Below are 26262 nucleotides of genomic sequence, written 5' to 3'. Positions count from 1 at the left end.
TGTTCTTATTTTATTGACTTTCGTTGATAAAAACGCACCCAGTCCACTTCCATTTCTACCGGAAGATCCTCGGGAGAGACTGCTCCCACCCACGAACCTCCCAACTGCATATCAATCAGCAGATAAAAGGGCTGATTAAAAGGGAATTGTCCTTCTTCTTTCGTTTGTATGCGGGGGTAAGTAAACGTATGTACATCATTGACATAAAATGAAAGACTATCCGGATACATTTCGACTGCAAAAATATTGTAGCGGTCAGGGTGAATCACTCCCGTAGAATGTGATACCGGATGATCCTTGATCCCCAGCGTATAAGTGTAATGGGAATGAACTGTCTGATAAGCAATAGAATCGTTATTCAAACGTTCCATGATATCAATCTCACCGCCAGATGGCCATGCCGCTCCTTCAGGCAACATCCAGATGGCAGGCCATGCTCCTCCCGCCGCATTCAACTTGGCACAAATCTCAATACGCCCGTTCGTAAAAGCCTTTTTACCTTTTGTATACACACCACCTGTCAAATAAGGGGCAGTGTCATTGCGTTGGGTATGATTGACAATACCTCTCAACACCAGTTTGCCTTTACGCATGGCATAGCAGGAATCAAAGTCTGTCATATAGTTATTCCAGTCTGACTTACCTCGTGGAATCTTGCTCCAGACCTGTGAATCGAAACTCTTTTTCTGATTAAAGTTCTCTTCCCAGATCAAAGACCAACCGGAAGACGTCTTGCTGCTTTTACAGGAAACAAGCGTCCAACAAAGGAGAATAAAACTAAGAAATAATAGATTTTTAAACTGTTTCATGGTGCTTTTATTTTATTGGGGGATTTATTTGCAAAAATACAGGAAAAAACGGTTCCATGCACATCCAACAGCCAAAACAAATAAAATATAGCAAAATGTTACATAATGGATGTAATTTTTCGGGTTATAATCATTATTTTTTCAATCATTTTTCTGATATTTGCTAAAAATCTAACGTTATGGAACCTATTCTAAATTTTGCCCAGTTAACGGCTCATCTTAAAAAACTAAACCATAGAAAACGAATTGCCGTGGTCTGTGCGAACGATCCTAACACTGAATATGCCATCTCCCGTGCTTTGGAAGAAGGGATTGCAGAATTTCTGATGATTGGAGATTCTACCATTCTGAAGAAATATCCCACGCTCAAACAATATCCTGAATACGTAAAAACCATCCACATAGAAAATCCGGATGAAGCGGCGCGCGAAGCTGTCCGCATTGTGCGTGAAGGAGGAGCGGATATTTTGATGAAAGGGATTATCAATACGGACAACTTACTGCATGCCATACTCGACAAAGAAAAAGGTTTGTTACCGAAAGGGAAAATCCTCACGCATCTGGCAGTAATGGAAATTCCTACTTACCATAAACTGCTTTTCTTCTCGGATGCCGCTGTCATTCCGCGTCCTACTTTACAGCAACGTATAGAAATGATTTGGTATGCTATCTGCACCTGCCGTCACTTTGGCATCGAGCAACCGCGTGTCGCATTGATTCACTGCACAGAAAAAGTGAGTGCCAAGTTCCCTCATTCACTAGATTATGTGAATATCGTAGAACTTGCCGAAGCGGGAGAATTCGGAAATGTGATTATTGACGGTCCGCTGGATGTACGTACTGCCTGCGAGCAAGCAAGTGGTGATATTAAAGGGATTGTATCTCCTATCAACGGACAGGCAGATGTCTTGATATTCCCGAACATTGAATCGGGTAATGCATTCTACAAATCCGTCTCTCTGTTCGCACAAGCAGAAATGGCAGGATTGTTGCAAGGTCCTATTTGCCCTGTAGTACTTCCATCGCGTAGTGATTCCGGCTTGTCCAAATATTACAGCATTGCAATGGCATGCTTACAAGTGTCAGGAGATTGCAAATGCAGAAAACAAGTCAGCCAAGTCACCGGCTCATCATTCTAAATTCACCACTAAAAGCCTACTATTCATGAAAATTCTGGTTATCAACCCCGGTTCTACTTCTACTAAAATAGCAGTTTACGAAAATGAAACTCCGCTGTTTGTCAGTAATATAAAACATTCTGTAGAAGAACTATCCGCTTTTCCTGAGGTGATAGACCAGTTTGAATTCCGGAAAAACCTGGTGTTACAAGAATTGGAAAACAATAAGATACCTTTTTCTTTTGATGCAATCATCGGACGCGGCGGTTTAGTGAAACCGATACCGGGCGGAGTGTATGAGGTAAATGAGGCCATGAAACGTGATACCGTACATGCCATGCGTACCCATGCCTGTAACTTAGGAGGATTAATTGCCAGCGAACTGGCTTCTACATTACCCAACTGTCCGGCTTTCATTGCTGATCCGGGAGTGGTGGATGAACTGGAGGATATAGCACGCATTACAGGTTCTCCTTTAATGCCGAAGATCACCATCTGGCATGCATTAAACCAGAAAGCAATCGCCCGCCGCTTTGCCAAAGAGCAGGGAACCCAATACGAAAATCTGGATTTAATTATCTGCCATCTGGGAGGTGGCATCTCTGTCGCAGTCCATCACCACGGACGAGCCATTGACGCCAACAATGCATTGGACGGTGAAGGTCCTTTCTCACCGGAACGTGCCGGTACACTTCCCGCCGGTCAACTGATCGACCTATGTTTTAGCGGTCAACTCACCAAAGACGAATTGAAAAAACGTATCTCCGGACGCGCCGGACTGACCGCCCATCTAGGTACAACCGATGTTCCCGCCATTATACAATCTATCGAAGAAGGAGATAAAAAAGCGGAACTGATACTGGATGCCATGATTTACAATGTTGCAAAAGCAATAGGAGCCAGTGCCACCGTACTTTGTGGGAAGATAGATGCCATCCTTCTGACAGGAGGTATCGCCTATTCGGACCATGTGATTTCAAGACTGAAAAAGAGAATCTCTTTCCTGGCTCCCATCTATGTTTATCCCGGAGAGAATGAAATGGAGTCGTTAGCATTTAATGCCATAGGAGCACTAAAGGGGGAATTGCCGATACAAATCTATAAATAGGCAGTCGCACAAAAAGGCTATTCAGTTATAAATACGACATTGTTTCCTTTAATTAAGGACAACTCCTCCTGATAAACTCTGCAAAGTTACAGAATAGTTTTCCCCCTGTAGCATTTGATATTGCTTTGCAAAAAGTTTATATCTGGTCTTTGCCTCCTTATATAGCCCCTGCTTACAATAAGCACCGATGATTATACGCAATGATTTTTCATTCAACGGGTCTAAATTAAAACTAGCATTAGCCATCGCAATAGCTTTGGTGTATTTCTCTTCTTCATACCACACTTCTGCCTGTCTGCTTAATGTAGGTTCTAATTGCGCCTCCACCAGTGCCTTGAAATGGTCGAATAAAGGAATATCCAATGATTTCAGGAAAGCTCCCTGCGATACAATCTCACAGAGTCGTTCATATTGTTCTTCTACAGGATTACCCGTCAATATCTCCATACATTGCAGATAATCACAATAACAAGGTTCCTGCAATATCAAACGAAAAACATTCTTCTCATAAACAAGAGAAATGCCATCCAATTCAGCCAGTGTTTTCCGCAGATGGTTCAGGGTAACTCCCCGGATATTCTTTACCTTATTCTCTGTCTTGTCGGGCCATAATTGTTCACTCAATTCTTGCGAGGTGATTCCTTCGGAAAGACTATATTCGAAAATCAAGATGAAAGCTTGTTTTAGTTTAGGACTGAACAGGTAATTAATTTCCCGATTATGCCGATCCCTGACTGAAAAGTTTCCAAATAAATAAATCGAATTAGGACGATTATGCAGGTTATCCACAATTTCCCCTTCTCCCTCCGGCAACTCCAGTTCCTCATTATCAATTTGATTTTCGGAACGATTCTTTCTTTTTATAAAAATATAAATAGAAACAACAGCCAACAAAGCCGCAATGACAATAACGCCAACAAGCATGATCCAGAAAAATAGACTCGAAGTGTCGTCTACTTCCATCTGCTCTTTTGTGATGGGTGGAAAAGAGAGACTATAAATATTGGAAACTGATGCCTGATCTTGATTATCAAATTCTAAAGTCACTGCATAAAGTTCGTTTCTATTTGCATTGTAATAAAGATTAGCATTGGTTGCTATCTTATCAGAACGCATAGGAATAGAATCACCGTATACTTGGTAAGACCCATCGGATATGGAGAACCGATACAGGCACAAATACGACTGGGAATAATGTTCCGGATAGAACAAAGTATAGAAAGTAGAATCCCCTGGTAAAATCATATTTCTTACCGGCACCATGTTTGCTTGATTCCATTTAATTTCCCACATCTTTTTCAGATGATTCGTATTCAAGTCCAGTTTGTAGAGGTCATAGTAGTATCTTCGCTCAATAGCCTGATCCCCGGACTCATTCCCCATTCCTCCAAAGATATACAGAGAATTGGAAGACGGTTCGTATCCCATAGAAGTAAAATAACGCGGATCAATATGATCGCCCGTATATTTGATTTCACTCCATTTCCCTGTCACCACATCCATCGCATAGAACCGATTGGAAAAACGATGGTTACCAAAACCGCCAAAAATAATGTACCGATGATTGGTCTCATCATAAAAGGCACTATGATGATGCAGTTGTGTAGGCAGAACATCATAGCTCAATGGAGTCCACTGGTTATTATGCCAATCATACCATGCACTTGCATACCCGCTAAAAGGCGGATCATAAACTTCATAAGCATACAACCGTTCTTGCCCGGTATCGACAAAACTCGTGCCCAAACGGAATTTCATCGGACAAGGAGCAGCATATTCTTTCGTGTTGGAAGTGCCGTTCGTTGTATTATAAGTTGTTATCTGCTTGTCATTAAAATAATAAATTTCCTGGTTGTGAACATTAAACATAGCCCCCGCCACTTCATTCGATTCAAAGGTTACTTTATGTCGCCAGAAATAAGCATCGTTTATCATCCATACCGGACATACCACTTCACCGATACGGCTTCCCTCCAAATCGTGCACTTCATTTCCTTTGTTTTCATTCAGGGGAAATAAGAAAGTAGTTTTATCATCTTTGACGGACAAATTACGAATTCCGAAAGAAGGAATATCAATAATATATTCACTACGTCCGAAATACATCACCGGCTTCCAGCTTTGCTCTGCAAAATTTAAGTCCGGACAAGTTGATCTCTCTTTATTAACCTTTAATGTGACGTCGTTTTTAACCAGATTAAATAGGATTTGCACCTGTTGCCATCGTCGGCGATTGAACTCTTCCTTATTCAAATGTAACGTAACCAGATTCTGTTTTCCTTCTTCATTCAGCTTGAAAATTACATCCTGTTCCTCACTATTAAAGGACAATGTATAAATAAGATTCTGCTTTTCATTCTTGATACGGAGCACATTTCCTCTCATCGACGTTTCTGGTGCCGCATAGTCGAAGGCAATATCAAGCCGGTCTTTAAACGTGTGACTTTTATAGGCAAAGACATTGTATGAGGTTCTGTTTTCAATCGAATTTTCGTCTCTCTGAAATTTTAAGCCTTGAGCACATAAATGATTCGACAAAAAAAGAACACCAATACAAACAATAACAGTAAGGTATATTTGTCTATTCCACATAGATGATGACTGATCTTATAGATTCATGCGGAACAAAGATATATTTTTAGAGTTGAATAACATAATAAAAAGAATACTTTTGCGATAGTTTCTTTAGCGGGGTTAACAAAAAAAGCCCCCATTAACCGCCGCATTAATCCGATTTTAACCACGACTTTAACCCCGAAGCTATACTTTTGTCATGTCTCAACCGGTTGGGACAGTCAACGTTGGCAACACATGAAAACACTGAAAAGTGATTCATAACAAAAGAAATGTAGTCAAATAATTAATTGAATTAACCTTGTATGAGAAATGCATTGAAACCCTGTTCGACAAAAAGTTCCTTAATGGTTCTGTTGTTGATGTTTTTAAGCATTCCTTCATCCGCATCAGAAAAGACGGAAAAGAAGGAAGGCAAATCAGACAGCGAGATCGTATGGCAAAATCAGACGAAAACGAAAAGAATAACAGGACGTGTCACTAATAAAGAAGGTGAGCCACTGCCTGGCGTTAATGTAATGGAGAAAGGTACTCAAAATGGAACGATCTCTAATTTGGACGGACTATATACATTGAATGTATCAGATAAAAATCCACAGGTCGCATTTACCTATATTGGATTCAATCCTGTCACAATCAATATCGGTAGTGCTTCCGTTTACGACATTATCATGGAAGAAACTATTAATGAAATGGACGAACTGGTAGTGGTAGGTTATAGCCAACAACGGAAAATCAGTTCTATCGGTTCGCAATCCTCATTGAAAGTATCGGATATAAAAATGCCTTCCGCAAGTCTGACTTCCGCTTTGGTGGGTAGATTGTCTGGCGTTATTGCCGTTCAGCGTACGGGAGAACCGGGAAAGGATGCATCGGATATATGGATTCGAGGATATTCCACGCCCAACAATTCGAACCCGCTGATGATTGTGGACGGAGTGGAACGTCCGTTCAATGATATCGATCCGGGAGATATAGAATCTATTACCGTACTTAAAGATGCGTCCGCTACTGCTGTGTATGGTGTGCGTGGTGCAAATGGAGTGGTTATCGTAAAAACGAAACCGGGTATCATAGGCAAGCCGGTAGTCAATGTAGACTATTACGAAAGTTTTACCCAATTCACCAAACAGCCTAAATTCGCTGATGGTATCACTTATATGAATACAGCCAACGAGGCATTAACCACCGACGGGTTATCGCCAATGTATCTGCCCTCTTACATTAAAAATACAGAATCGGGCATGGACCCGCTTCTATATCCGAACGTAGACTGGCAAAAAGTAGTATTCAAAGATTGGGGACATCAGCGACGCGTCAATGCAAATATACGGGGAGGTAGCCAAATGGCACAATTCTATGCTTCTATCAGCTATTTCAACGAAAAAGGAATGGTACGGGAAAATGATTATGAGAATTATAATACGGGCATCAATTATGACCGGTACAACTTCCTCACCAATCTGTCTATGAAAGTCACCAGTTCAACTACCGTAGAAATCGGAGCACAGGGACATTTGGGGAATGGTAATTATCCGGGAGTTAATACCGAATCGATTTTCTCCTCAACCATCGAAGTTAACCCGGTTTTGTACCCGGTGATGTTTCGTGCTAATGGAGTAGAATATGTTCCGGGACTCCACACGCAAGGTGGTAACCGTAATCCATATGCAGAAGCTACTAAAACAGGATACCGCAAAACGATAGATAATAAAATCATGGCGAATGTACGATTGACCCAAGATTTAAGTATGCTGACCGAAGGGTTAAAATTAAGTGTCATGTATGCATACGACGTTTCCAATCGTCGTGAATCCTCTTATACAAAAAGAGAAAATACATATTACTTCGCCGACCGCACAGGTGAACCGTATGATGCAGCCGGAAATCCCATCTTAAAAACTACTTGGGATCAGGGTAGTAATGCCCTAGCTTTCAGTGGAACTTTCGGTGGTTATCGCAAAGATAATCTCGAAGCTTCCCTGAATTACGACCGCGTATTCGGTAAGCATCGTGTAGGAGCAATGTTCGTATATACCCAACAAAGCAAAACCATCAATGACGCCGGTGATTTTATTGGTTCATTACCTTATCGCCTGCAAGGTATTGCCGGCCGGGCTACTTATTCATGGCACGACCGTTATTTTGCCGAATTCAATATCGGATACAATGGTGGGGAGAACTTCCCTAAAAGCAAACGCTTCGGTACTTTCCCTGCATTCGGTGTCGGCTGGGTACTCTCCAACGAGAAATTCTGGGAACCGATTCAAAATGTATTTTCATTCATGAAGGTACGCTATACAAACGGTCGTGTCGGTAGCAGCGACGTGGACGGTGCAGCCAGACGTTTTATGTATATTGACCAATATGACTGGGCGGCTGACTATGGGGATACTTTCGGTAGCAACGTCGGAGTTGACGGAGTCCGCATTAAAAACCCAGCTACTCCCTTAACTTGGGAAATTGCTCACAAGCAGGATTTAGGTATCGACTTGAAATTCTTCCGTGACGAGCTATCCGTTACTGTTGACTTCTACAAGGAAAATAGAAAGCAAATTCTATTAAACCGCACCAACTCCCTACCCGGATTCGCCGGATTTCAGGAAACACCTTATGGCAACGTAGGTAAAACCAGAACAAAAGGATACGACCTGTCACTGGAATATTTCAAGCAATTCAATAAAGACCTGGCACTGACCGTAAGAGGTAATTTCACTTATACGGATGTGGTCTGGGTGGATGATGACACTCCTGACAAAAAGTTTCCCTGGAGAAACAGAGAGGGACATAGCCTGAAAGCTCTGGAAGGCTTTACCGCCAACGGACTATATACGCAACAGGATATCGACGCCATAAAGAACTGGCTGGCATTGCCGGAAGCGCAAAGACAAAATACGGCACAACCTTTCCCTACTCCGTATAAGGTAGGCTTGAACCAAGTGCGTGCCGGTGATATCAAGTACAAAGACCTGAATGGAGACGGCACTATCAATGATGATGATATTTCCTGGATAGGAAACGGAGATATTCCCAAGATTAACTATGGATTTGGATTCAACCTTGATTACAAAGCTTTCTCTATTGGAGCATTATTCCAGGGAACTGCCAAAGCCGACCGTTTGATTTCCGGATTTGTGCATGCCTTCAATAATTCTTCCGCTGGAAATGTTTTCAGTAATATCGACGACCGCTGGACAGAAAATAATCCTAACCAGAATGCATTCTATCCCCGCCTTTCTTATGGCAACGATGCACCGGGAAATCAGAATAACTATGTAAACAGCACCTGGTGGTTAAAAGATATGAGTTTCTTCCGTTTGAAAAGCCTGCAACTTTCATATCGTATCCCCGAGACTTTATGCCACAAATTGAATATCAAAAATGCAAGTGTCTATATGATGGGAACCAACCTGTTTACCATCTCCGGCTGGAAACTGTGGGACCCTGAACTGGGAACGAATGACGGTAACAAATATCCGAATACGACGGCATATACGATAGGACTTAATTTCAGTTTTTAAAAGCAGACAGATATGAAAAAGATATATATAAATTGGAGTACATTAATACTGTTATTACTTACAATAACATCTTGTAATGATTATTTCGACCAGGTGCCCGAGAAAGACATGCTCTCTCTGGAGAAGATATTCGAAACCCGCGAAGGGGCTTTGAAATACTTAGCCTCTGTGTACACTTATCTACCGGATGAGTTTCGTCAGCGAAACTCTGCCAACGGTGTTAATACTCAAGGTACTTCCGGTGCATGGGTAGCAGGATGTGACGAAGCTGAATTTGCATGGGATTTCTGCGAAACACAACAAATAAACAATGCTTCCTATACTCCTGAATCCGGTTTCGTTTATGATTATTGGTATAAGTACTACAAAGGAATACGTTCAGCCACCTTATTTATAGAGAACCTTTACCGGTGTCCCAATTTGTCACCGGGAGACTATGACCAGTGGACGGCCGAAGCCAAAGCGTTAAGAGCGATTTATTATTATTATCTCTTCCGGTTATATGGGCCTGTTCCTATCCTGGAGGAAGTAATCTCGGAAAATGCTTCTGCAGAAAGCCTGCAAATCTCACGTAACAGTGTGGAAGAAGTAGTCAATTACATTATTACTCAACTGCAGGAAGCCAAAAGAGAAGGATTGATAGACAATATCAAACTCTCAAAAACGTTAAGTTCAAAATATAATGGTCTGGGACATATTGACAGAGCCATTGCGCAAACATTCATCCTTCAAACCAGAATGTTGGCAGCCAGTGATCTCTTCAACGGAAGTAACCCATACTATGCGGGATTAACCAACAAAGATGGAAAAAAACTATTCCCCGCTTACAGTGAAGAACAAAAGAAGCAGTTATGGGCAGATGCAGCCAATGATGCGAAAGAATTTATAGACCGTTATGTCGGTAATGGTTATGATCTCTGCCGTATCAAGACAAACGGTGTATTAGATCCTTATTTGTCTTATCGCGAAGCTGTAAGAGGTTACATTTCAGAAATGCTGAATGTTTCATCCGGTTCGGCTGCCGAAATGATCTTTTTCAGAGAAAGAGTGAAAGCGTCAGATATTCATTACGAAAGAACTCCGAAACATTTCGGACTACCCAGTAGTGTCAGTGCCTCCAGTAGTATGGCTGCTACCCAGGAAATGGTGGATTCTTACTTCATGGCCAACGGATTGAAACCGATTAACGGATATGAATCGGATAATAAAACTCCTGTTATCAACACGGTTTCAGGCTACGAAGATAATGGTTTCTCGTCTTCCGATTATCTGGACCCTGTAACCAAACGCATATTTGCTCCCAAAGGAGCACTAAAAGCATGGGTAGGACGTGAACCGAGATTCTATGCCGATATCACATTTGACGGACAGAAGTGGTTGAATGAAAGTGACGGAGTGGTTTATACAAGTCTGCAATATAGTGGTAATTCCGGTCGTGGGGTAGGTAACTCTAACGACTACTCGAAGACGGGATATATAGTACGCAAATCAGCTCCGCTGGCTGAATGGGATGTAAGCGACCGCATTTGTATTTTAATCCGTTTAGCCCAGATTTATCTGGATTACGCTGAAGCATTAAATGAAAGTGATCCTGGTAATCCGGACATTCTCGTTTATCTGAACCTGATTCGCGAACGTGCCGGAATCCCTCAATATGGAAATGGTAATGGACAAATTCCCGTTCCGGCAGATATGCGTCAAGCCATCAGAGATGAACGCCGTGTAGAACTTTCATTCGAAACTCAACGCTATTTTGACGTGAGAAGATGGTGTATTGCCGAAGAAACAGAAAGTAAAGCGATTCATGGAATGAATATCAATAAAGACGGTAACGACTTCTTTGTACGTACGAAAGTAGAAGACCGCATCTTCGAAAAGAAGCATTATCTTTTCCCGCTTCCGCAGAAAGACTTGAACATAAACAGAAATCTGGTACAAAACATCGGATGGGATTAATTAATAAAATGAAAAACAGAACGTATATGGAAAAACGATATAATACAAACTGGTACATGACTCTGATGTTCATGTTATCAATGGTAGTATCCTTATCTTTCTCGGCATGTTCGGACGATGACAAAAATAGTTCGGAGCAAGATATGATAAATACTTATGTTACTAAGTTTCAAGAGCAGATTAGTGAAATGGCAGCATTAAGAGACGATTCTCCTTATGGTCTCCAACAGGGAATGTATCCCGAAGAAAGTAAAGATATTCTTAATAGCGCCATTGAGAAACTGGAACAAGTCATAGAGAACCTGTCAAACGGAAGTTATGTGGAGCCTGCCAAAAGTAAGTTTGAGCAACTACTGGCAGAAACCAAACGGGCTATCTCCAATTTCAAAGAAAGCATCCGCACTACCGACTATGTGGATCCTAACGAAGATTACGAACTTTATGTGAATGGTCATCAAGGCGGATATATTGATTTTGGAGTCAGTCCTAATTTCTCCCGTTTTGGCTCGGAAGGACAACAGACTTTCACTATCGAACTTTGGATGAAAGTAAAATCTCAAGAAGGTTTTGGTTCCGTCATTTCTACCTTTGTGGAGAAAGGAGATGACAACGATCCGAACCATTATCGCAAAGGCTGGTGCGTAAATCTGTTCGACCAAAAATCATTACGTATGAGTTATGCTTCCGATAACTGGAACTTGATGGAACCAGGATTCGAATTCAACACGCTCAACGAATGGGTACATTTTGCAGCCGTAATGAATGAGAAAGGTTTCAACGGAGAAACGAACGGCAGCGGTAGCCCGATCATCTGCAAAATCTACCTGAACGGTGAACTCAAGACAACACGGGCAAAATCAGATATGGCAGGAAATTATACCTCCAATACTCTCGAAAATACAGCAATGGTGGCATTCGGTCAAATGGATCCGGTCAGTGGTATTAAGGGAGATCGTAAAGTAGAAGGATATATTAAGCACTTCCACATTTGGAAATCTGCCAAATCTGAATCGGATATTAAGAAACTGGCTCAATATCAGTTGTTGGTAACCGGAGACGAATCTGATCTGGTGTGCGGATGGCCTTTCAACAGACTCCCTGATGATTTCAACAATGTCGAAGATTTGACAGGAAGGTATTTCGCTTCTTTGAAAGGAAATTTTCAATGGGTAAATCTAAAATAAATGGATGACAGTGGTTTGCTCTGGTAGTAAAACACCGGGCAAACCTACCTTAAACAAAAAATTATGGTATTGAAAAGTAGTTTTATTCTGTTTTGTATATTCTCTTTCGGTGGTATAAGTTGTATTGCACAACATTCCAAAGAGCAAACGATGTTTCAGACATCGCAGCCGTGGCGTCCGACACTGGATAACAGAGGAGATGTCGCCATCATATATGGAATCAATGGAAATCCGACCGACAAAACGCGGGCCGTACCTTTTGCACAACGTGTACACTCCTGGCGCGATCGCGGATATACCACTCATTTCATGACAGGGATCGCCTGGGGAGAATATCAGGACTATTTTACCGGAAAATGGGACGGAGTACCTCACATGGACGAAGGACAAGTGAGGCAAGAAGGAGATACTATCTGGCACGGACATCAAGTGCCCTACATTGTTCCTACAGAGAATTATCTGGCCTATATAAAAGAAGCACATGTAAAGAAGGCCATTGATGCAGGCATTGATGCCATCTATATGGAAGAGCCCGAATTCTGGGCACGTGGTGGATACAGCGAGGCTTTCAAACGGGAATGGAAGAAATATTATGGTTTTGATTGGCAGCCTCAACATGAATCGCCGAATAATACCTATTTGTCGAATAAGTTGAAATACCAGTTGTATTATCATGCTTTGAAGGAGGTATTCACTTACGCTAAAGAATATGGTAGAAGTAAAGGGATGAATGTACGTTGCTATGTGCCTACTCATTCGCTTCTCAATTATTCTCAATGGATGATTGTAAGTCCGGAGGCCAGCCTCGCATCTTTGGATTGTGTGGACGGATACATCGCACAGGTATGGACAGGTACTTCACGGGAACCTAATTTCTACAGCGGTATCCAAAAAGAACGGGTGTTCGAAACTGCCTTCGTCGAATATGGTTCCATGGAATCAATGACAGCACCTACAGGACGTAAGATGACTTTCCTGACTGATCCGATCGAAGACCAGCCACGGGATTGGAGTGACTATAAAAAGAATTACGAGGCTACCTTTACAGCACAACTGCTTTATCCCCGTATCTCTAACTATGAGATCATGCCTTGGCCGGAACGAATCTACGAGGGTTGGTATCGGGCAAGCGCCAATAGCGACGAACGTATCCGAATTCCGCGCCATTATTCCACCCAAATGCAGATTATGATTAATGCACTGAACCACATGCCTGTATCTGATAATCAAGTCAGCGGCAACAAGGGAATCAGCGCATTGATGAGCAACTCATTAATGTTCCAGCGTTTTCCGGAACATGCCGGGTATAGCGATCCATATTTATCCAACTTTTTAGGACAAGTTCTTCCTTTTCTGAAACGTGGAGTACCGGTATCTACCGTACATATAGAAAATGTGGAATATCCCGAAACCTGGAAAGAACTGAAGATTCTTCTTATGTCCTATTCGAACATGAAACCGATGTCACCGGACGCCCATAAATTTATTTCTCAATGGGTACATCAAGGAGGCATACTTGTATACAGTGGCCGGGATAATGATCCATTTCAGTCTGTTCAGGAATGGTGGAATACAGGAAACCAATCTTATCTAAATCCTTCCGCTCATCTCTTTGAAATGATGGAGATGACAGCTTTTCCACAAACAGGAGAATACAAGTATGGAAAAGGAACTGTATTTATTCTCCGGAACGACCCGAAAGAATATGTATTATCTGCCGGAGGTGATGAAGAGTTGGTAAAAACAGTATCCACCCTCTACCAGAAGAAAACGAAAGAATCTCTTTGTTTTAAAAATTCTTTCGTGCTTGAACGAGGAATGTATAAGATTATTGCAGTACTGGATGAAAGCGTGACTAATGAACCGTATATCGCAAAAGGGAAATACATCGACCTTTTTGATCCCCAATTACCTGTATTGGAAATAAAAGAAGTTTCCCCCGGTACACAGGCTTTACTGATTGACATGGATCGAGTGGATAAAAAGAAGAAAAGCCAGGTTCTAGCATCTTCCTGCAGGATATACGATGAAAAAAGTACTGCGCACACTTATTCATTCACAGGAAAAGCTCCTGTGAATACATCCGGAATGATGCGTATCCTATTACCCGCACGCCCAAAGAGTTGCACAGTCACGAATAATGACGACAGACTTCAGTCGACTGTGGAATGGAAATGGGATGCAAGCAGTAAAACTTGTCTGCTTTCTTGCGAGAATCATCCTGACGGAATTGCAGTCAGCATCGAATGGTAGTAACAGAAAGATAAATAATGAGAACAATGAGGTATATTATCAGCGTAATCGTCGCTTCCTTCTTACTAGTGAGTTGTAGTAATGAAAGATTAGCCAATCCGTCGCAATATGTCAATCCGTTTATCGGAGCGAGCACAAGTACCGGATTAGCCGGAACTTATCATGGAATGGGTAAAACCTTTCCGGGAGCAACAACTCCCTACGGCATGGTTCAGGTAAGTCCTCAAACCATCACTGGTGGAGATAATTCTTCCGGATACAGCTATGAACATAAAACGATAGAGGGATTCGCCTTTACACAAATGAGTGGTGTAGGCTGGTATGGCGATTTGGGGAATTTCTTGACTATGCCTACTACCGGTAAGCTTCAGCTAATCGCAGGACGTGAAGACGGTTCCATCCAAGGATACCGCTCGTTGTATGACAAAAGTTCGGAAGAAGCTTCCGCCGGTTATTATTGTGCTACACTGACCGATTATAACATCAAGGCGGAAGCAACAGCCGCCTCACATAGTGGTATTCTCCGGTTTACCTATCCTGCCAACTCTCAATCCCGTATCCAGATTGATCTGGCACGACGGGTTGGAGGCACTTCCACTACCCAATACATTCAGGTTAAAGATAAACACGCCATTCGTGGCTGGATGAAGTGTACTCCTGAAGGAGGCGGTTGGGGAAATGGTGATGGGAAAGCGGATTATACAGTCTATTTTTACGCTGTATTCAGCAAACCACTGAATCACTACGGTTTCTGGAATGCAGAGATTCCGGATGACTGGAACCGTAAGAAAGATGATGTAGTAAGTGATTCCTATCTGCAGCAAGTAAGCCAGGCGCCAATTATTAAAGACGTTAATGAAATAGAAGGTAAACATATCGGCTTTTTCACAGAGTTTGCAACAGAAGCAAATGAAGAAGTAACCATGAAAGTCGGTATTTCATTTGTCGACATGGTAGGGGCAGAGAACAACTACAAGCAGGAAATCGCAGCAAAAGACTTCGATGAAATCCGGCAGGAAGCGGTTGAGAACTGGAACAATGAGCTGTCTCGCATGGAAGCAAAGGGAGGCAGTGAGGAGGAAAAAACAGTCTTCTATACGGCTTTATATCATACAATGATTGATCCCCGTATTGTTACCGACGTGGATGGAAGATATGTTGGAGGAGACGGGAAAGTGTATGAAAAGGAAGGATTTACCAAACGCTCTATCTTCAGCGGTTGGGACGTATTCCGCAGCCAGTTTCCACTCCAGACTCTGATTAACCCGAAGATGGTGAACGATGAAATAAACTCATTAATTTCATTAGCCGAACAAAGTGGGTACGAATATTACGAACGCTGGGAATTTCTGAATTCCTACAGTGGTTGCATGATTGGTAATCCTGCTTTATCAGTACTGACTGACGCCTATCTAAAAGGGATACGGGGATATGACGTAAATAAGGCCTATAAGTATGCTCGAAATACCGCCAACAAATTTGGTAACGGAGAACGGGGGTACATAGTATTAAACGTTTCCGAAACGCTGGAATATGCTTATTTTGACTGGTGTTTGTCACAACTGGCAACTGCTTTAGGACATAAGGAAGACGCCTCTCACTATATGCTCCGCGGGCAAAACTATCGTAACACTTTCGATCCGGAAGTCGGATGGTTCCGTCCTCGCCATGCAGACGGTGTTTATGACTTATGGCCTGAAAATGCACGCACAATAGAAAGTTACGGATGTGTAGAGTCTAACTTGTATCAACAGGGATGGTTTGTCCCCCATGATATTCCGGGTATGATTGAATTGATGGGAGGAAAAGAGAAAACTTTGAACGATTTATCTTCTTTTTTCGAAAAGGCTCCCGAGAGTCTGCTTTGGAATCAATATTACAATCATGCAAATGAACCTGTGCACCTTGTTCCTTTCTTGTTCAATCATTTAGATGCTCCATGGTTGACACAGAAATGGACACGCCATATTTGTGACAAGGCTTACAGGAATGCAGTGGAAGGTATAGTCGGTAACGAAGATGTGGGACAAATGTCCGCTTGGTATGTGCTGGCTGCATCAGGGATACATCCCTCCTGCCCCGGAAGTACGCGTTATGAAATAACCAGTCCCGTATTCAACGAGATCCGTATTCATCTGGACCCGGATTATTTCAAAGGTAAGAAGTTTGTCATTCGAACTTTGAACAATTCAAAAACAAACCGGTATATCCAGAAAGCCCGTCTCAATAATCGAGAGTACAACAAATGTTATCTTGATTTTAAAGACATTGTCGCAGGTGGTATACTTGAACTGACTATGGGAGCTGCTCCTAATCCAAACTGGGGCATCGAAAAAGAATAAAACAATAAGAATATTAATATCTTAAATAAAAGCACTATGAACCTGAAAATGAATATACTTGCAGTAATATGTTTCTTTGGAATAACAATTACCGGTTGTAATGATTCCGATGTAAAGTATGGCTATAATAATGATTATGAGATTGAAGATAACGGGAATGGTTCTTCGGAAGGCACCATATCGTATGAAACGTTGTTTGACCCTATTCACGATGCAGGGCAATACACTTTTCCGGAAATGAAAAGAAAACCGGCACGTTATTGGTCATGCATTGATGCACTGGTAGGCTCTAACCGTAATGCTCCGGACTTGGATAGCAAGGGAGTACAGTATCATTTGCTTTGTCAGTCTATTGCCGGTTTGGTGAACAGAGCGGTAGACGAAGGGAAAAGTGATATAGGTATCTGGTTAAGAGATGAAGAACACAGGGATTCTTATGCGGTGGCATTGAACGGAGTTCAGGCAATGGATGTCACAGAGCAGGGATTACAAACCGGTACTGAATTAGCTATCAACACTTACCCGGATGAGGACGGATTCAAAAGAAATGTACGACATCTATTCGAAGGATATGTATTGACGGATGTACGGAATAATCCGGAAAGCAGTATTGTAGCTTCAGTTGCCGCTCATGTACACAATTCTATCATAGTAGATGTACGCGACGAACAGACGTTTAAAAATGCAGGTTATGAGATGAAGTATGATGCCCGTAACAAAACAACCCGCAATGCTTGGGAAGAATTCAAGGATAAATGCAACAACGAAGGATTGGTATTGATGCCGGTCAATACGGGTGAACTACGTGATTTTGCCATCCAACACGGATATTTTGTCATTAACTTAAATAGCAGTTATGCCGTACCTGACGGAGCAAACAAAGAACTACTGAAAGAGGTACTTGCCTGGCTTGCTCCCGGTGCTCCCGTTTATGGTTGGGAACAGGTTATTCCTGAAGTGGATTTTGTAGGGCCAGCATCACTGACCGGACATATCTGGATACCTAATGACTGGAGCTATAATCTTGCATTTACCTCACTGGACTATAAGAATCGTCAGTCGGCCAATCTTGCCAAAGTAGTCAATCCCAAGAATATAGACTATTCCTTGCATAAAAATTTCTATTCATTTTATCTAAGTGACGGAGATAATGTACAATGGATGATGAACCACTTTGTGGATGAGTATTATATGGATCCAAACGCAGAATCCACGTATATGGGATTCGGTATTCCGGTCATCAACATAGCCATGCAGTCACCGGACCAGTTTAAGGAGATTATGAATATGCAGAAATCAAACTATACATTGATTGAAGCATTAGGAGGTGGATATATGTATATCGACACATTCGGGAAAGATGCGCCGGAAGGCCGTTCAGAGAGCTTGAAAAAGGCTGCTGCGAAAGTTGCTGCCAGCATGCGTCAACACCGAATTAAAGTATTGGGGTTACATGCGAAAGATTACACCAATGAAGAAGCTTGCAAAGAAGCCTACCAGGCATTTATCGATGCCAACGATCAACTGGAAGGTATTCTGGTTATCAGTCTGACGGGTTACGCAGATGGTGGAGGAAAAACATATTGGCTGACAAATAAAGACGGACTCCACATACCTGTTATCACCGCCCATTATGCTTTATGGAACCATGAGGGTAACAATATGCGCAACGAAGGTTCTCCGGCGTATCTTGCCAGACTAATGAAAGAGAGTGCCCAGACGAACGGACAGACATTCTCTGTCATTTCACTTCATGCATGGAGTAACTTCAATGATATGGGACAAAACCCAAGCGAAACTTCGGAAATGAACCCGCAGAACACAGGTAACCTGAAGGGAGCGAGTGCAGCCAAACTGGTAGAACGTCATCTGGGCGATGATTTTAAAGTGATATCTGTACAAGAGCTGATCTGGCGCATCCGGATGCAGTATTATCCGGAAGAGACCCAACAATATATTAATACTTTAAAATAAAATCATTGAAAATAAAGAGTGAACTGATGAAACGAATCGTTGTTATCCTTCTCGGCTCCTTATATGGAATGGTAGGAATAGGAGCGCAGGAAGCCATGACACCTACCGCCTTGCAATGCGAACATCTAGTAAATCCACTAGGAATAGATGCTACCCATCCACGTTTTTCCTGGAAACTCCAAAGTTCCCGGCAAGGAGTGACACAACATTCATACCGCATCATCGTAGGGACTGATTCTCTCGCTGTCACTCAAGGTAAAGGAAATAGTTGGGATAGCGGAATAGTCGAATCAGATTGTACGCTATCCCACTATCAAGGAAACAAGCTCCTCCCCTTTACACGTTATTTCTGGAAAGTACAGGTAGAAGAGCAACCAGATACCCTTCAAACAAGTTCGAAAGTACAGGCTTTCGAAACCGGTATGATGAAAGTCGACAACTGGCAAGGGGCTTGGATCACCGACCGACAATCGAAAGAACATCACCCTTCACCTTATTTTCGTAAAGTTTTTCATTCGGGCAAACCTGTTAAGGTTGCCCGTGCCTATATAGCAGTAGGTGGTTTGTATGAACTCTTTCTTAATGGAGAAAAGGTTGGAAATCATAGGCTGGATCCTATGCTCACCCGATATGACCGGAGAATATTATATGTAACGTATGATGTAACATCTCATATCCGGAAAGGGAAAAACGCAATCGGCGTTATTTTGGGAAATGGTTGGTACAACCACCAAGCATTGGGAGTATGGGGCTTCGCCGATGCCCCCTGGAGAAATCGTCCCACTTTCTGTTTAGATTTACGTCTCACTTACGATGACAATACTACGGAAGTCGTCTCTACCGGATTGGATTGGAGGACATCAGGGGGAAGCATCATCCGCAATAACATCTATACCGGTGAAAACCAAGATGCAGACCGGGAACAGAAAGGTTGGAATACAGCAAATTTTGATGATTCGTCTTGGACAGATGTCAGTTTCCGCTCTGCTCCGTCACAGAATATAGTGGCTCAACAGTTATATCCTATCCGGAATGTAGAAACAATCCCGGCACAATACATGAATAAATTGAATGATTCACTCTATGTATTCGATTTGGGAAGAAATATAGCAGGAGTTACACAACTGAAAATTGAAGGAAAAGCAGGAACGATTGTCCGGCTGATACATGCCGAACGGCTCTCACCAAACGGCAGAGTAGATTTGGGACGTATCAGCAATTTCCATCGTCCGACGGATGAAGAGGATTTATTTCAAACCGATACTTATATCCTTTCCGGAAAAGGGAAAGACACCTTTATGCCTAAATTCAATTATAAAGGATTCAGGTATGTGGAAGTGTCATGTAGTGAGCCGACGGAATTAAAGAAAGAATGCCTGACCGGTTATTTCATGCATAATGATGTACCGGAAGTAGGAAATGTAACTACCTCCGATCCAATCATTAATAAAATATGGAAGGCTACAAATGTATCTTATCTTTCTAATTTATTCGGATATCCTACCGATTGCCCGCAAAGGGAAAAGAACGGTTGGACAGGAGACGGACATCTGGGAATAGAAGCAGGATTGTATAACTATGACGCACTGACTATCTATGAAAAGTGGCTTGCAGATCATCGGGATGAACAACAACCCAACGGGGTTCTCCCTGATATTATTCCGACATCGGGATGGGGATATGGAACAGAGAACGGACTTGACTGGACAAGTACAATCGCACTTATTCCCTGGAATGTCTATTTATTCTATGGAGACAGTAAACTACTGGAAGACTGTTACGAAAACATCAAAAGGTATGTAGATTATGTAGATCGTAATAGCCCGCAATATTTAAGTGATTGGGGACGCGGAGACTGGGTACCTGTCAAAACACTATCATCCAAAGAACTAACTTCTTCCGTTTATTATTATGTAGATACCAACATATTGGCACATGCGGCCAAGCTATTCGGGAAACAGGATGACTACGAAAAATACACTGCTTTAGCTGAAAATATCAAAGAAGCGATTAACAAGAAATACCTGAACCGGGATACTGGCATATATGCCGGAGGCAGTCAGACAGAATTAAGTGTTCCACTTATGTGGGGAGTGGTTCCGGAAGATATGAAAGCCAAAGTAGCCGCAAATCTTGCGAACAAAGTACAGAAAGACGGATGTCATGTAGATGTAGGAGTATTAGGCTGCAAAGCATTGTTGAATGCTTTAAGTGAAAATGGTTATGCCGATCTGGCTTTTCAGGTGGCTGCTCAAAAAGACTATCCTTCCTGGGGATGGTGGATTAGCAACGGAGCAACGGCACTGGTAGAGAACTGGGATTACCAAGGCGCAGGTGAATTTTCGGATAATCACATGATGTTCGGAGAGATTGGAGCATGGTTCTATAAAGCTTTGGGAGGAATCAAACCGGACTCCGAACACCCTGGATTCAGGCATATTCTTCTTGCCCCCCATTTCGTAAAAGGGTTAAATTACGCCAACATCAGTTATCAATCGCCAAGTGGTCTGATTGTTTCCAATTGGAAACGTAAAGGGAAAAAGATAATTTATGAAGTGACAATTCCTGCTAACTGTACAGCAACATTCACAATGCCTGCTAATATAAAAGACAGTCGTACAGTTGCTTTGGAACCAGGCACACATGTCTTTGAATTACAAACTACTGCAAAATGAATAAAGAGAATAATAAAGGCATGTTGATTCATGCCTTTATTATCTTATTTCCTCCCTACAGGGTGGACGCATAGTCAATGGCAATATCAAGCCGGTCTTTAAACATGCGACTTTTATAGGCAAAGTCATTGTATGAGGTTCTGTTTTCAATCGAATTTTCGTCTCTCTGAAATTTTAAGCCTTGAGCACATACATGGTTCGACAAAAAAGGACACTAATACAAATAATAACAGTAAGGTATATTTGTCTATTTCACATAGATAGTTGAATAACATAGTAAAAAAAACACTTTTGCGATAGTTTCTTTAGCGGGGTTAATAAAAAAAGCGCCTATTAGCCATCGCATTAACCACGATTTTAACCACGACCTTAACCACGAAGCTATACTTTTGTCATGTCTCAACCCGTTGGAACATTCAACGTTGGCAACACATGAAAACGCTGTGATTACTTCGCAAGCTATAAACTCAAAAAGAAAATTATGAAGAAATGTTGGTTATTATTTTTAGTGCTTAGCTGCACGCTTCTTGCCCAGTCCAAAGACTGGACACAATACGTTAATCCGTTAATGGGAACACAATCATCTTTTGAATTATCAACAGGTAACACCTACCCCGCCATTGCCCGCCCTTGGGGAATGAATTTCTGGACGCCACAGACCGGAAAAATGGGAGACGGATGGCAATATGTCTATACAGCCAATAAAATCCGTGGATTCAAACAAACCCATCAGCCCAGCCCATGGATAAACGATTACGGACAGTTCTCCATTATGCCGATGGTGGGTAAACCTGAATTCGACGAAGAAAAGCGGGCTAGCTGGTTCGGACACAAAGGAGAAGAAGCAACTCCTTATTACTACAAGGTGTATCTGGCCGAATACGATATTGTCACGGAGATGTCTCCGACCGAACGTGCTGTTCTCTTCCGGTTCACTTTCCCGGAAAACGCACATTCGTATATTGCAGTCGATGCATTTGACAAAGGTTCTTTTATTCAGATTATCCCAGAAGAAAACAAAATTATCGGTTATAGTACACGCAATAGCGGAGGAGTTCCCGAAAACTTCAAGAACTATTTCATTATTCAATTCGATAAGCCTTTCACCTATAAAGCCACTGTGAATAATGGAAGCATTCAAGAAAATGCAACCGAACAGACTACTGACCATGCAGGAGCCATTATAGGCTTTAAAACTCAACGTGGAGAACAAGTACATGCACGCATCGCTTCTTCCTTTATCAGCTTCGAACAGGCTGCAAGGAATATGAAAGAATTAGGAAATGACAATCTGGAGCAGATAAAACAAAAGGGACAGAAAGCATGGAACCAGGTACTGGGAAAAATCGAAGTGGAAGGAGGAAACCTCGATCAATACCGCACTTTCTACTCCTGCTTATACCGTTCGTTACTTTTCCCCCGAAAATTCTACGAACTGGACGAAGCCGGAAAACCTGTTCATTACAGCCCTTATAACGGGCAAGTTCTACCGGGATATATGTTTACCGACACCGGATTTTGGGATACCTTCCGGTGTCTTTTCCCATTACTGAATCTGATGTATCCGTCGATGAATAAAGAAATGCAGGAAGGGCTCATCAATACCTACAAAGAAAGCGGATTCTTCCCCGAATGGGCCAGCCCCGGACACAGAGACTGTATGATAGGAAATAATTCTGCTTCCGTACTGGCAGATGCTTATTTAAAAGGTATTAAAGTAGAAGATGTGAAAACCTTGTACGAAGGGTTAATACACGGAACAAAGAGCGTACATCCCACCGTATCTTCCACAGGAAGACGCGGATACGAATATTATAATAAGCTGGGTTATGTCCCTTATGACGTAAAAATCAATGAAAACACTGCCAGAACTTTGGAGTATGCCTACAACGACTGGTGTATCTATCAATTAGCCAAAGAATTAAAGCGACCGGAAAAAGAAATACAGCTCTTTGCCAAACGGGCGATGAACTATAAGAATGTATTCGATAAAGACTCCAAGCTCATGCGAGGAAAAAATGAAGATGGAACATTCCAATCTCCATTCTCACCATTGAAATGGGGGGATGCATTTACCGAAGGAAACAGCTGGCACTACTCATGGTCTGTATTCCACGATCCACAAGGATTAATTGACTTAATGGGAGGAAAAGATATGTTTATCACTATGCTGGATTCTGTATTCTCCGTACCTCCTGTCTTTGATGAAAGTTATTACGGGCAGGTTATTCATGAGATTCGTGAAATGACAATCATGAATATGGGGAATTACGCGCATGGCAACCAACCAATCCAACACATGATCTACCTATACAACTATGCCGGTCAACCCTGGAAAGCGCAGTATTGGCTACGCCAGGTCATGGATAAAATGTACACACCGGGACCTGACGGATATTGTGGAGATGAAGATAACGGGCAAACTTCGGCATGGTATGTTTTCTCCGCATTAGGTTTTTACCCCGTATGTCCGGGAACCGGCGAATACGTCGTTGGTGCTCCTCTTTTTAAAAAGGCAACCTTACATCTTGAAAACGGTAACAGCCTCATCATCCAGGCAACCGACAACAACAAGAAGAATATGTATATTCAAACAATGAATCTGAACGGCACAGAATATAAAAAGAACTATCTACACAATGAAGACTTATTAAAAGGAGGAAACATCAACTTCCAAATGGGAAGTCAGCCCAATTTAAACAGAGGAACAGAAGAGGAAAGTTTTCCTTACTCCTTCTCTAAAGTCCTAAAAAAGGTTCGTTAAATTCATAAAAAACAAGGGACTGTTTAATTAAGTTTCATGTTGATAAGTTTGCCTCTATTATGGAAATCCATAGCAGAGGCAAATTTTATTCTTCAAGACTTATTAGGGGATATTCATTAAAAGGAAAAAATGATCTCCTTATTCATCAACGTTTCAAAATCAGGAAAAGATAGATGAGCCACACACCTTATAGCAACACGTATGCTACTTGTCTCTTAAGAAAGGGTTACTTCTTCCAATAAGGCAAGCTCCCAACTACGCCAAACAATCGTTATTAACTTCAGCCCACCTTTTGCTCTGGCTTCTGCCACCAGTTCGTCTTCGCTATAACGAAGCAACTGCCCACGTGCCTCATCGGCAAGGACACGTATTTCTTTTTCCGAAGCACCGGCTTTTGCATATTTCACCTCAAGCAGATAAGTGAAAGGAGGCAATACAGGAACCGACGGACTAGGTCTGAATAAGAAGTCTGCAAAGCCTTTATTCAATTCGTATTCCGGATAGAGCTGGTAATAACGATACATTCCTAAATACGCAAGCAAGAAACCTTTAATATGCGCTTCACCTTCAATATATTCACGAATACGACTTTGCTCACGAACAGCGTCGGCAATAAAATCGAACAAAGGTTTCCAGTCCCCCCTGAAAGCCATATTCTCAAATAAAGCACTCATCTTGTTCATATCAATTTTAAAGATACCGTGCTTGATGTAGCCTTGTATCAAGAAATTAAATAGCTGCTCTCTTACAACTAAATTCGGCACATGCAAAATGGGTCTTCCCACCATATCTACACCTTTAATGGAGAGAAGCCCGAAATAGAATAGCAAAGACTTGAAGTTACTAGGATCCGTCATCTCCAATGCAGAAAAATGAGTAACGATGTCAGTAGTAATCTCTCCCTGCTCGGCTATCTCTTTTATAACGGAAAAATTCTCTCCCAATCCGTGATCGAGCTTTATCAAGTATGTCAGTTTGTTGAAGTCGGTACGGATATTGGGGTCTACAATTTCTTTAGGCTTTTTATGATGAAGTACAAAAGATTTCAGAAAATAAAGAGTCATATCGGAATTAAACATACACTGCTCCAATGTATCTTCACTAAAGCAATAATTGTCATAATTAGGTTTCATCATGGCAACTATTTCATCTATAGATTCTTCAAGTACTCCCTCCTCTTTATAATATGTCAGCATTTCACGCAATTCCTTCTCACTAAAGCCAACCAAATCATTAAACCAAGGATCAGTCGTTATATTAGTTCCGATATTAAATCCACTTGTGACATCATCCATCGTCACCGGACTCACCCCGGTAATAAACAACCGTTCAAGGGCAGCCCCTGTTCCTGTTGTAGCGGATTTTATCACGTTAAAGAAGCCACGAATGAAACCTTCACCATGCGTTGCTTTTCTATAAAACTCGGTACCGTAGGTTGAAAGAATGGTATTGGTGAAATTATCGTATTCATCAATAAGCAAATAAATGCGGAGATTTCCTTTACGGCTAGCATAGGTGCTGATTGCCGATAAAAAAGCACCGGGGTCTTTTTGTGTACCTTCATCCAGAATCTCCCAGATTTCTTTTCCAAGCAAACGCTCGTATTTGTACACGAAGTCCTTCAGCTTGTTACAGCAATGAAGTTTAAACGATTGTTCAACCTCATTGACATTAGAACTCACTTCTGAAAAGTTAAACCGCATAATGAGAAACTGATTGTGAAGTTTCGTCGGATGCTGGCCTATGTATAACTGACCAAACAGTTCATCAAACTGCTCTGCGTAACTTACATCATAATAAGTTTCTAACATTGCCAAAGTCAGACTCTTTCCAAATCTACGGGGACGTATCAGAAATAGATAAGGCGGTTGCATTTCTATTTTTTCAATGAACATCGTCTTATCCACATAATAATAATTTTGTTTCCGGATTCGACCAAAATCAGTTATTCCATAAGGTATTTGTTTCATCATATTGCGATTCC

General features: G+C 41.8%; 13 protein-coding genes. 10 read left to right on the top strand and 3 right to left on the bottom strand.

Features of this window, described 5'->3' with window-relative positions; genetic code table 11:
* Nucleotides 1-5 precede the first annotated feature (5 nt).
* A complete protein-coding gene (locus NQ505_RS08525) occupies nt 6-809 on the bottom strand; it encodes a glycoside hydrolase family 16 protein (protein ID WP_009000210.1) in 804 nt (267 codons plus the stop codon).
* 179 nt (nt 810-988) lie between these two features.
* Between NQ505_RS08525 and NQ505_RS08520 the strand changes: the two genes are divergently transcribed.
* Both NQ505_RS08520 and buk read left to right on the top strand, forming a co-directional pair.
* Entirely contained in the window at nt 989-1948 is a 960-nt protein-coding gene (locus tag NQ505_RS08520; RefSeq protein ID WP_004296252.1) for a phosphate acyltransferase, read from the top strand.
* A gap of 25 nt (nt 1949-1973) precedes the next feature.
* The gene (gene buk / locus NQ505_RS08515; RefSeq protein ID WP_009000211.1) at nt 1974-3035 is read left to right on the top strand and encodes a butyrate kinase; all 1062 of its coding nucleotides are present in this window, start codon (nt 1974-1976) and stop codon (nt 3033-3035) included.
* A 48-nt stretch (nt 3036-3083) separates the two neighbouring features.
* On the opposite strand, the gene NQ505_RS08510 is transcribed toward buk, so the two are convergent.
* Nucleotides 3084-5420: a hypothetical protein gene (locus NQ505_RS08510; protein WP_050547482.1), complete on the bottom strand. Its 2337-nt coding sequence runs from the start codon at nt 5418-5420 to the stop codon at nt 3084-3086.
* A gap of 494 nt (nt 5421-5914) precedes the next feature.
* Here NQ505_RS08510 and NQ505_RS08505 point away from each other — a divergent pair, with 494 nt between their 5' ends.
* The 8 genes from NQ505_RS08505 to NQ505_RS08470 all read left to right on the top strand — a co-directional run bounded on the left by NQ505_RS08505 (nt 5915) and on the right by NQ505_RS08470 (nt 24278).
* Nucleotides 5915-9130: a SusC/RagA family TonB-linked outer membrane protein gene (locus NQ505_RS08505; RefSeq protein ID WP_009000213.1), complete on the top strand. Its 3216-nt coding sequence runs from the start codon at nt 5915-5917 to the stop codon at nt 9128-9130.
* 12 nt (nt 9131-9142) lie between these two features.
* Nucleotides 9143-11086, top strand: a complete 1944-nt coding sequence (locus NQ505_RS08500) for a RagB/SusD family nutrient uptake outer membrane protein (RefSeq protein WP_009000214.1) — start codon at nt 9143-9145, stop codon at nt 11084-11086.
* 26 nt (nt 11087-11112) lie between these two features.
* Nucleotides 11113-12270: a DUF4972 domain-containing protein gene (locus NQ505_RS08495; protein ID WP_009000215.1), complete on the top strand. Its 1158-nt coding sequence runs from the start codon at nt 11113-11115 to the stop codon at nt 12268-12270.
* 63 nt (nt 12271-12333) lie between these two features.
* Nucleotides 12334-14523, top strand: a complete 2190-nt coding sequence (locus NQ505_RS08490; protein ID WP_009000216.1) for a hypothetical protein — start codon at nt 12334-12336, stop codon at nt 14521-14523.
* A 26-nt stretch (nt 14524-14549) separates the two neighbouring features.
* Entirely contained in the window at nt 14550-16865 is a 2316-nt protein-coding gene (locus NQ505_RS08485; RefSeq protein WP_009000217.1) for a GH92 family glycosyl hydrolase, read from the top strand.
* A gap of 36 nt (nt 16866-16901) precedes the next feature.
* Nucleotides 16902-18839: a GxGYxYP domain-containing protein gene (locus tag NQ505_RS08480; RefSeq protein ID WP_009000218.1), complete on the top strand. Its 1938-nt coding sequence runs from the start codon at nt 16902-16904 to the stop codon at nt 18837-18839.
* Between the two features lie 26 nt (nt 18840-18865).
* Nucleotides 18866-21514 carry an alpha-L-rhamnosidase gene (locus tag NQ505_RS08475; RefSeq protein ID WP_009000219.1) on the top strand — a complete coding sequence of 883 codons (2649 nt, stop codon included), beginning with the start codon at nt 18866-18868 and terminating at the stop codon, nt 21512-21514.
* A 481-nt stretch (nt 21515-21995) separates the two neighbouring features.
* A complete protein-coding gene (locus NQ505_RS08470; RefSeq protein WP_009000220.1) occupies nt 21996-24278 on the top strand; it encodes a GH92 family glycosyl hydrolase in 2283 nt (760 codons plus the stop codon).
* Between the two features lie 215 nt (nt 24279-24493).
* Here NQ505_RS08470 and NQ505_RS08465 read toward each other — a convergent pair whose 3' ends face one another.
* Nucleotides 24494-26251 (bottom strand): ATP-binding protein, encoded by a 1758-nt coding sequence (locus NQ505_RS08465; RefSeq protein ID WP_009000221.1) that lies wholly within the window; start codon nt 26249-26251, stop codon nt 24494-24496.
* Between the last annotated feature and the right edge of the window lie 11 nt (nt 26252-26262).

This window comes from Bacteroides sp. D2 (assembly GCF_025147085.1).
Taxonomy (GTDB): domain Bacteria; phylum Bacteroidota; class Bacteroidia; order Bacteroidales; family Bacteroidaceae; genus Bacteroides.
This window is presented reverse-complemented; position numbering and strand designations above follow the sequence as displayed.

What these genes read in the sequence shown, in the direction of transcription:
- buk (WP_009000211.1), top strand. Translation starts at nt 1,974, where the DNA reads ATGAAAATTCTGGTTATCAACCCCGGTTCTACTTCTACTAAAATAGCA.
- NQ505_RS08485 (WP_009000217.1), top strand. Translation starts at nt 14,550, where the DNA reads ATGAGGTATATTATCAGCGTAATCGTCGCTTCCTTCTTACTAGTGAGT.
- NQ505_RS08475 (WP_009000219.1), top strand. Translation starts at nt 18,866, where the DNA reads ATGAAACGAATCGTTGTTATCCTTCTCGGCTCCTTATATGGAATGGTA.
- NQ505_RS08495 (WP_009000215.1), top strand. Translation starts at nt 11,113, where the DNA reads ATGGAAAAACGATATAATACAAACTGGTACATGACTCTGATGTTCATG.
- NQ505_RS08470 (WP_009000220.1), top strand. Translation starts at nt 21,996, where the DNA reads ATGAAGAAATGTTGGTTATTATTTTTAGTGCTTAGCTGCACGCTTCTT.
- NQ505_RS08490 (WP_009000216.1), top strand. Translation starts at nt 12,334, where the DNA reads ATGGTATTGAAAAGTAGTTTTATTCTGTTTTGTATATTCTCTTTCGGT.
- NQ505_RS08525 (WP_009000210.1), bottom strand. Translation starts at nt 809, where the DNA reads ATGAAACAGTTTAAAAATCTATTATTTCTTAGTTTTATTCTCCTTTGT.
- NQ505_RS08510 (WP_050547482.1), bottom strand. Translation starts at nt 5,420, where the DNA reads ATGAGAGGAAATGTGCTCCGTATCAAGAATGAAAAGCAGAATCTTATT.
- NQ505_RS08500 (WP_009000214.1), top strand. Translation starts at nt 9,143, where the DNA reads ATGAAAAAGATATATATAAATTGGAGTACATTAATACTGTTATTACTT.
- NQ505_RS08520 (WP_004296252.1), top strand. Translation starts at nt 989, where the DNA reads ATGGAACCTATTCTAAATTTTGCCCAGTTAACGGCTCATCTTAAAAAA.
- NQ505_RS08465 (WP_009000221.1), bottom strand. Translation starts at nt 26,251, where the DNA reads ATGATGAAACAAATACCTTATGGAATAACTGATTTTGGTCGAATCCGG.
- NQ505_RS08505 (WP_009000213.1), top strand. Translation starts at nt 5,915, where the DNA reads ATGAGAAATGCATTGAAACCCTGTTCGACAAAAAGTTCCTTAATGGTT.
- NQ505_RS08480 (WP_009000218.1), top strand. Translation starts at nt 16,902, where the DNA reads ATGAACCTGAAAATGAATATACTTGCAGTAATATGTTTCTTTGGAATA.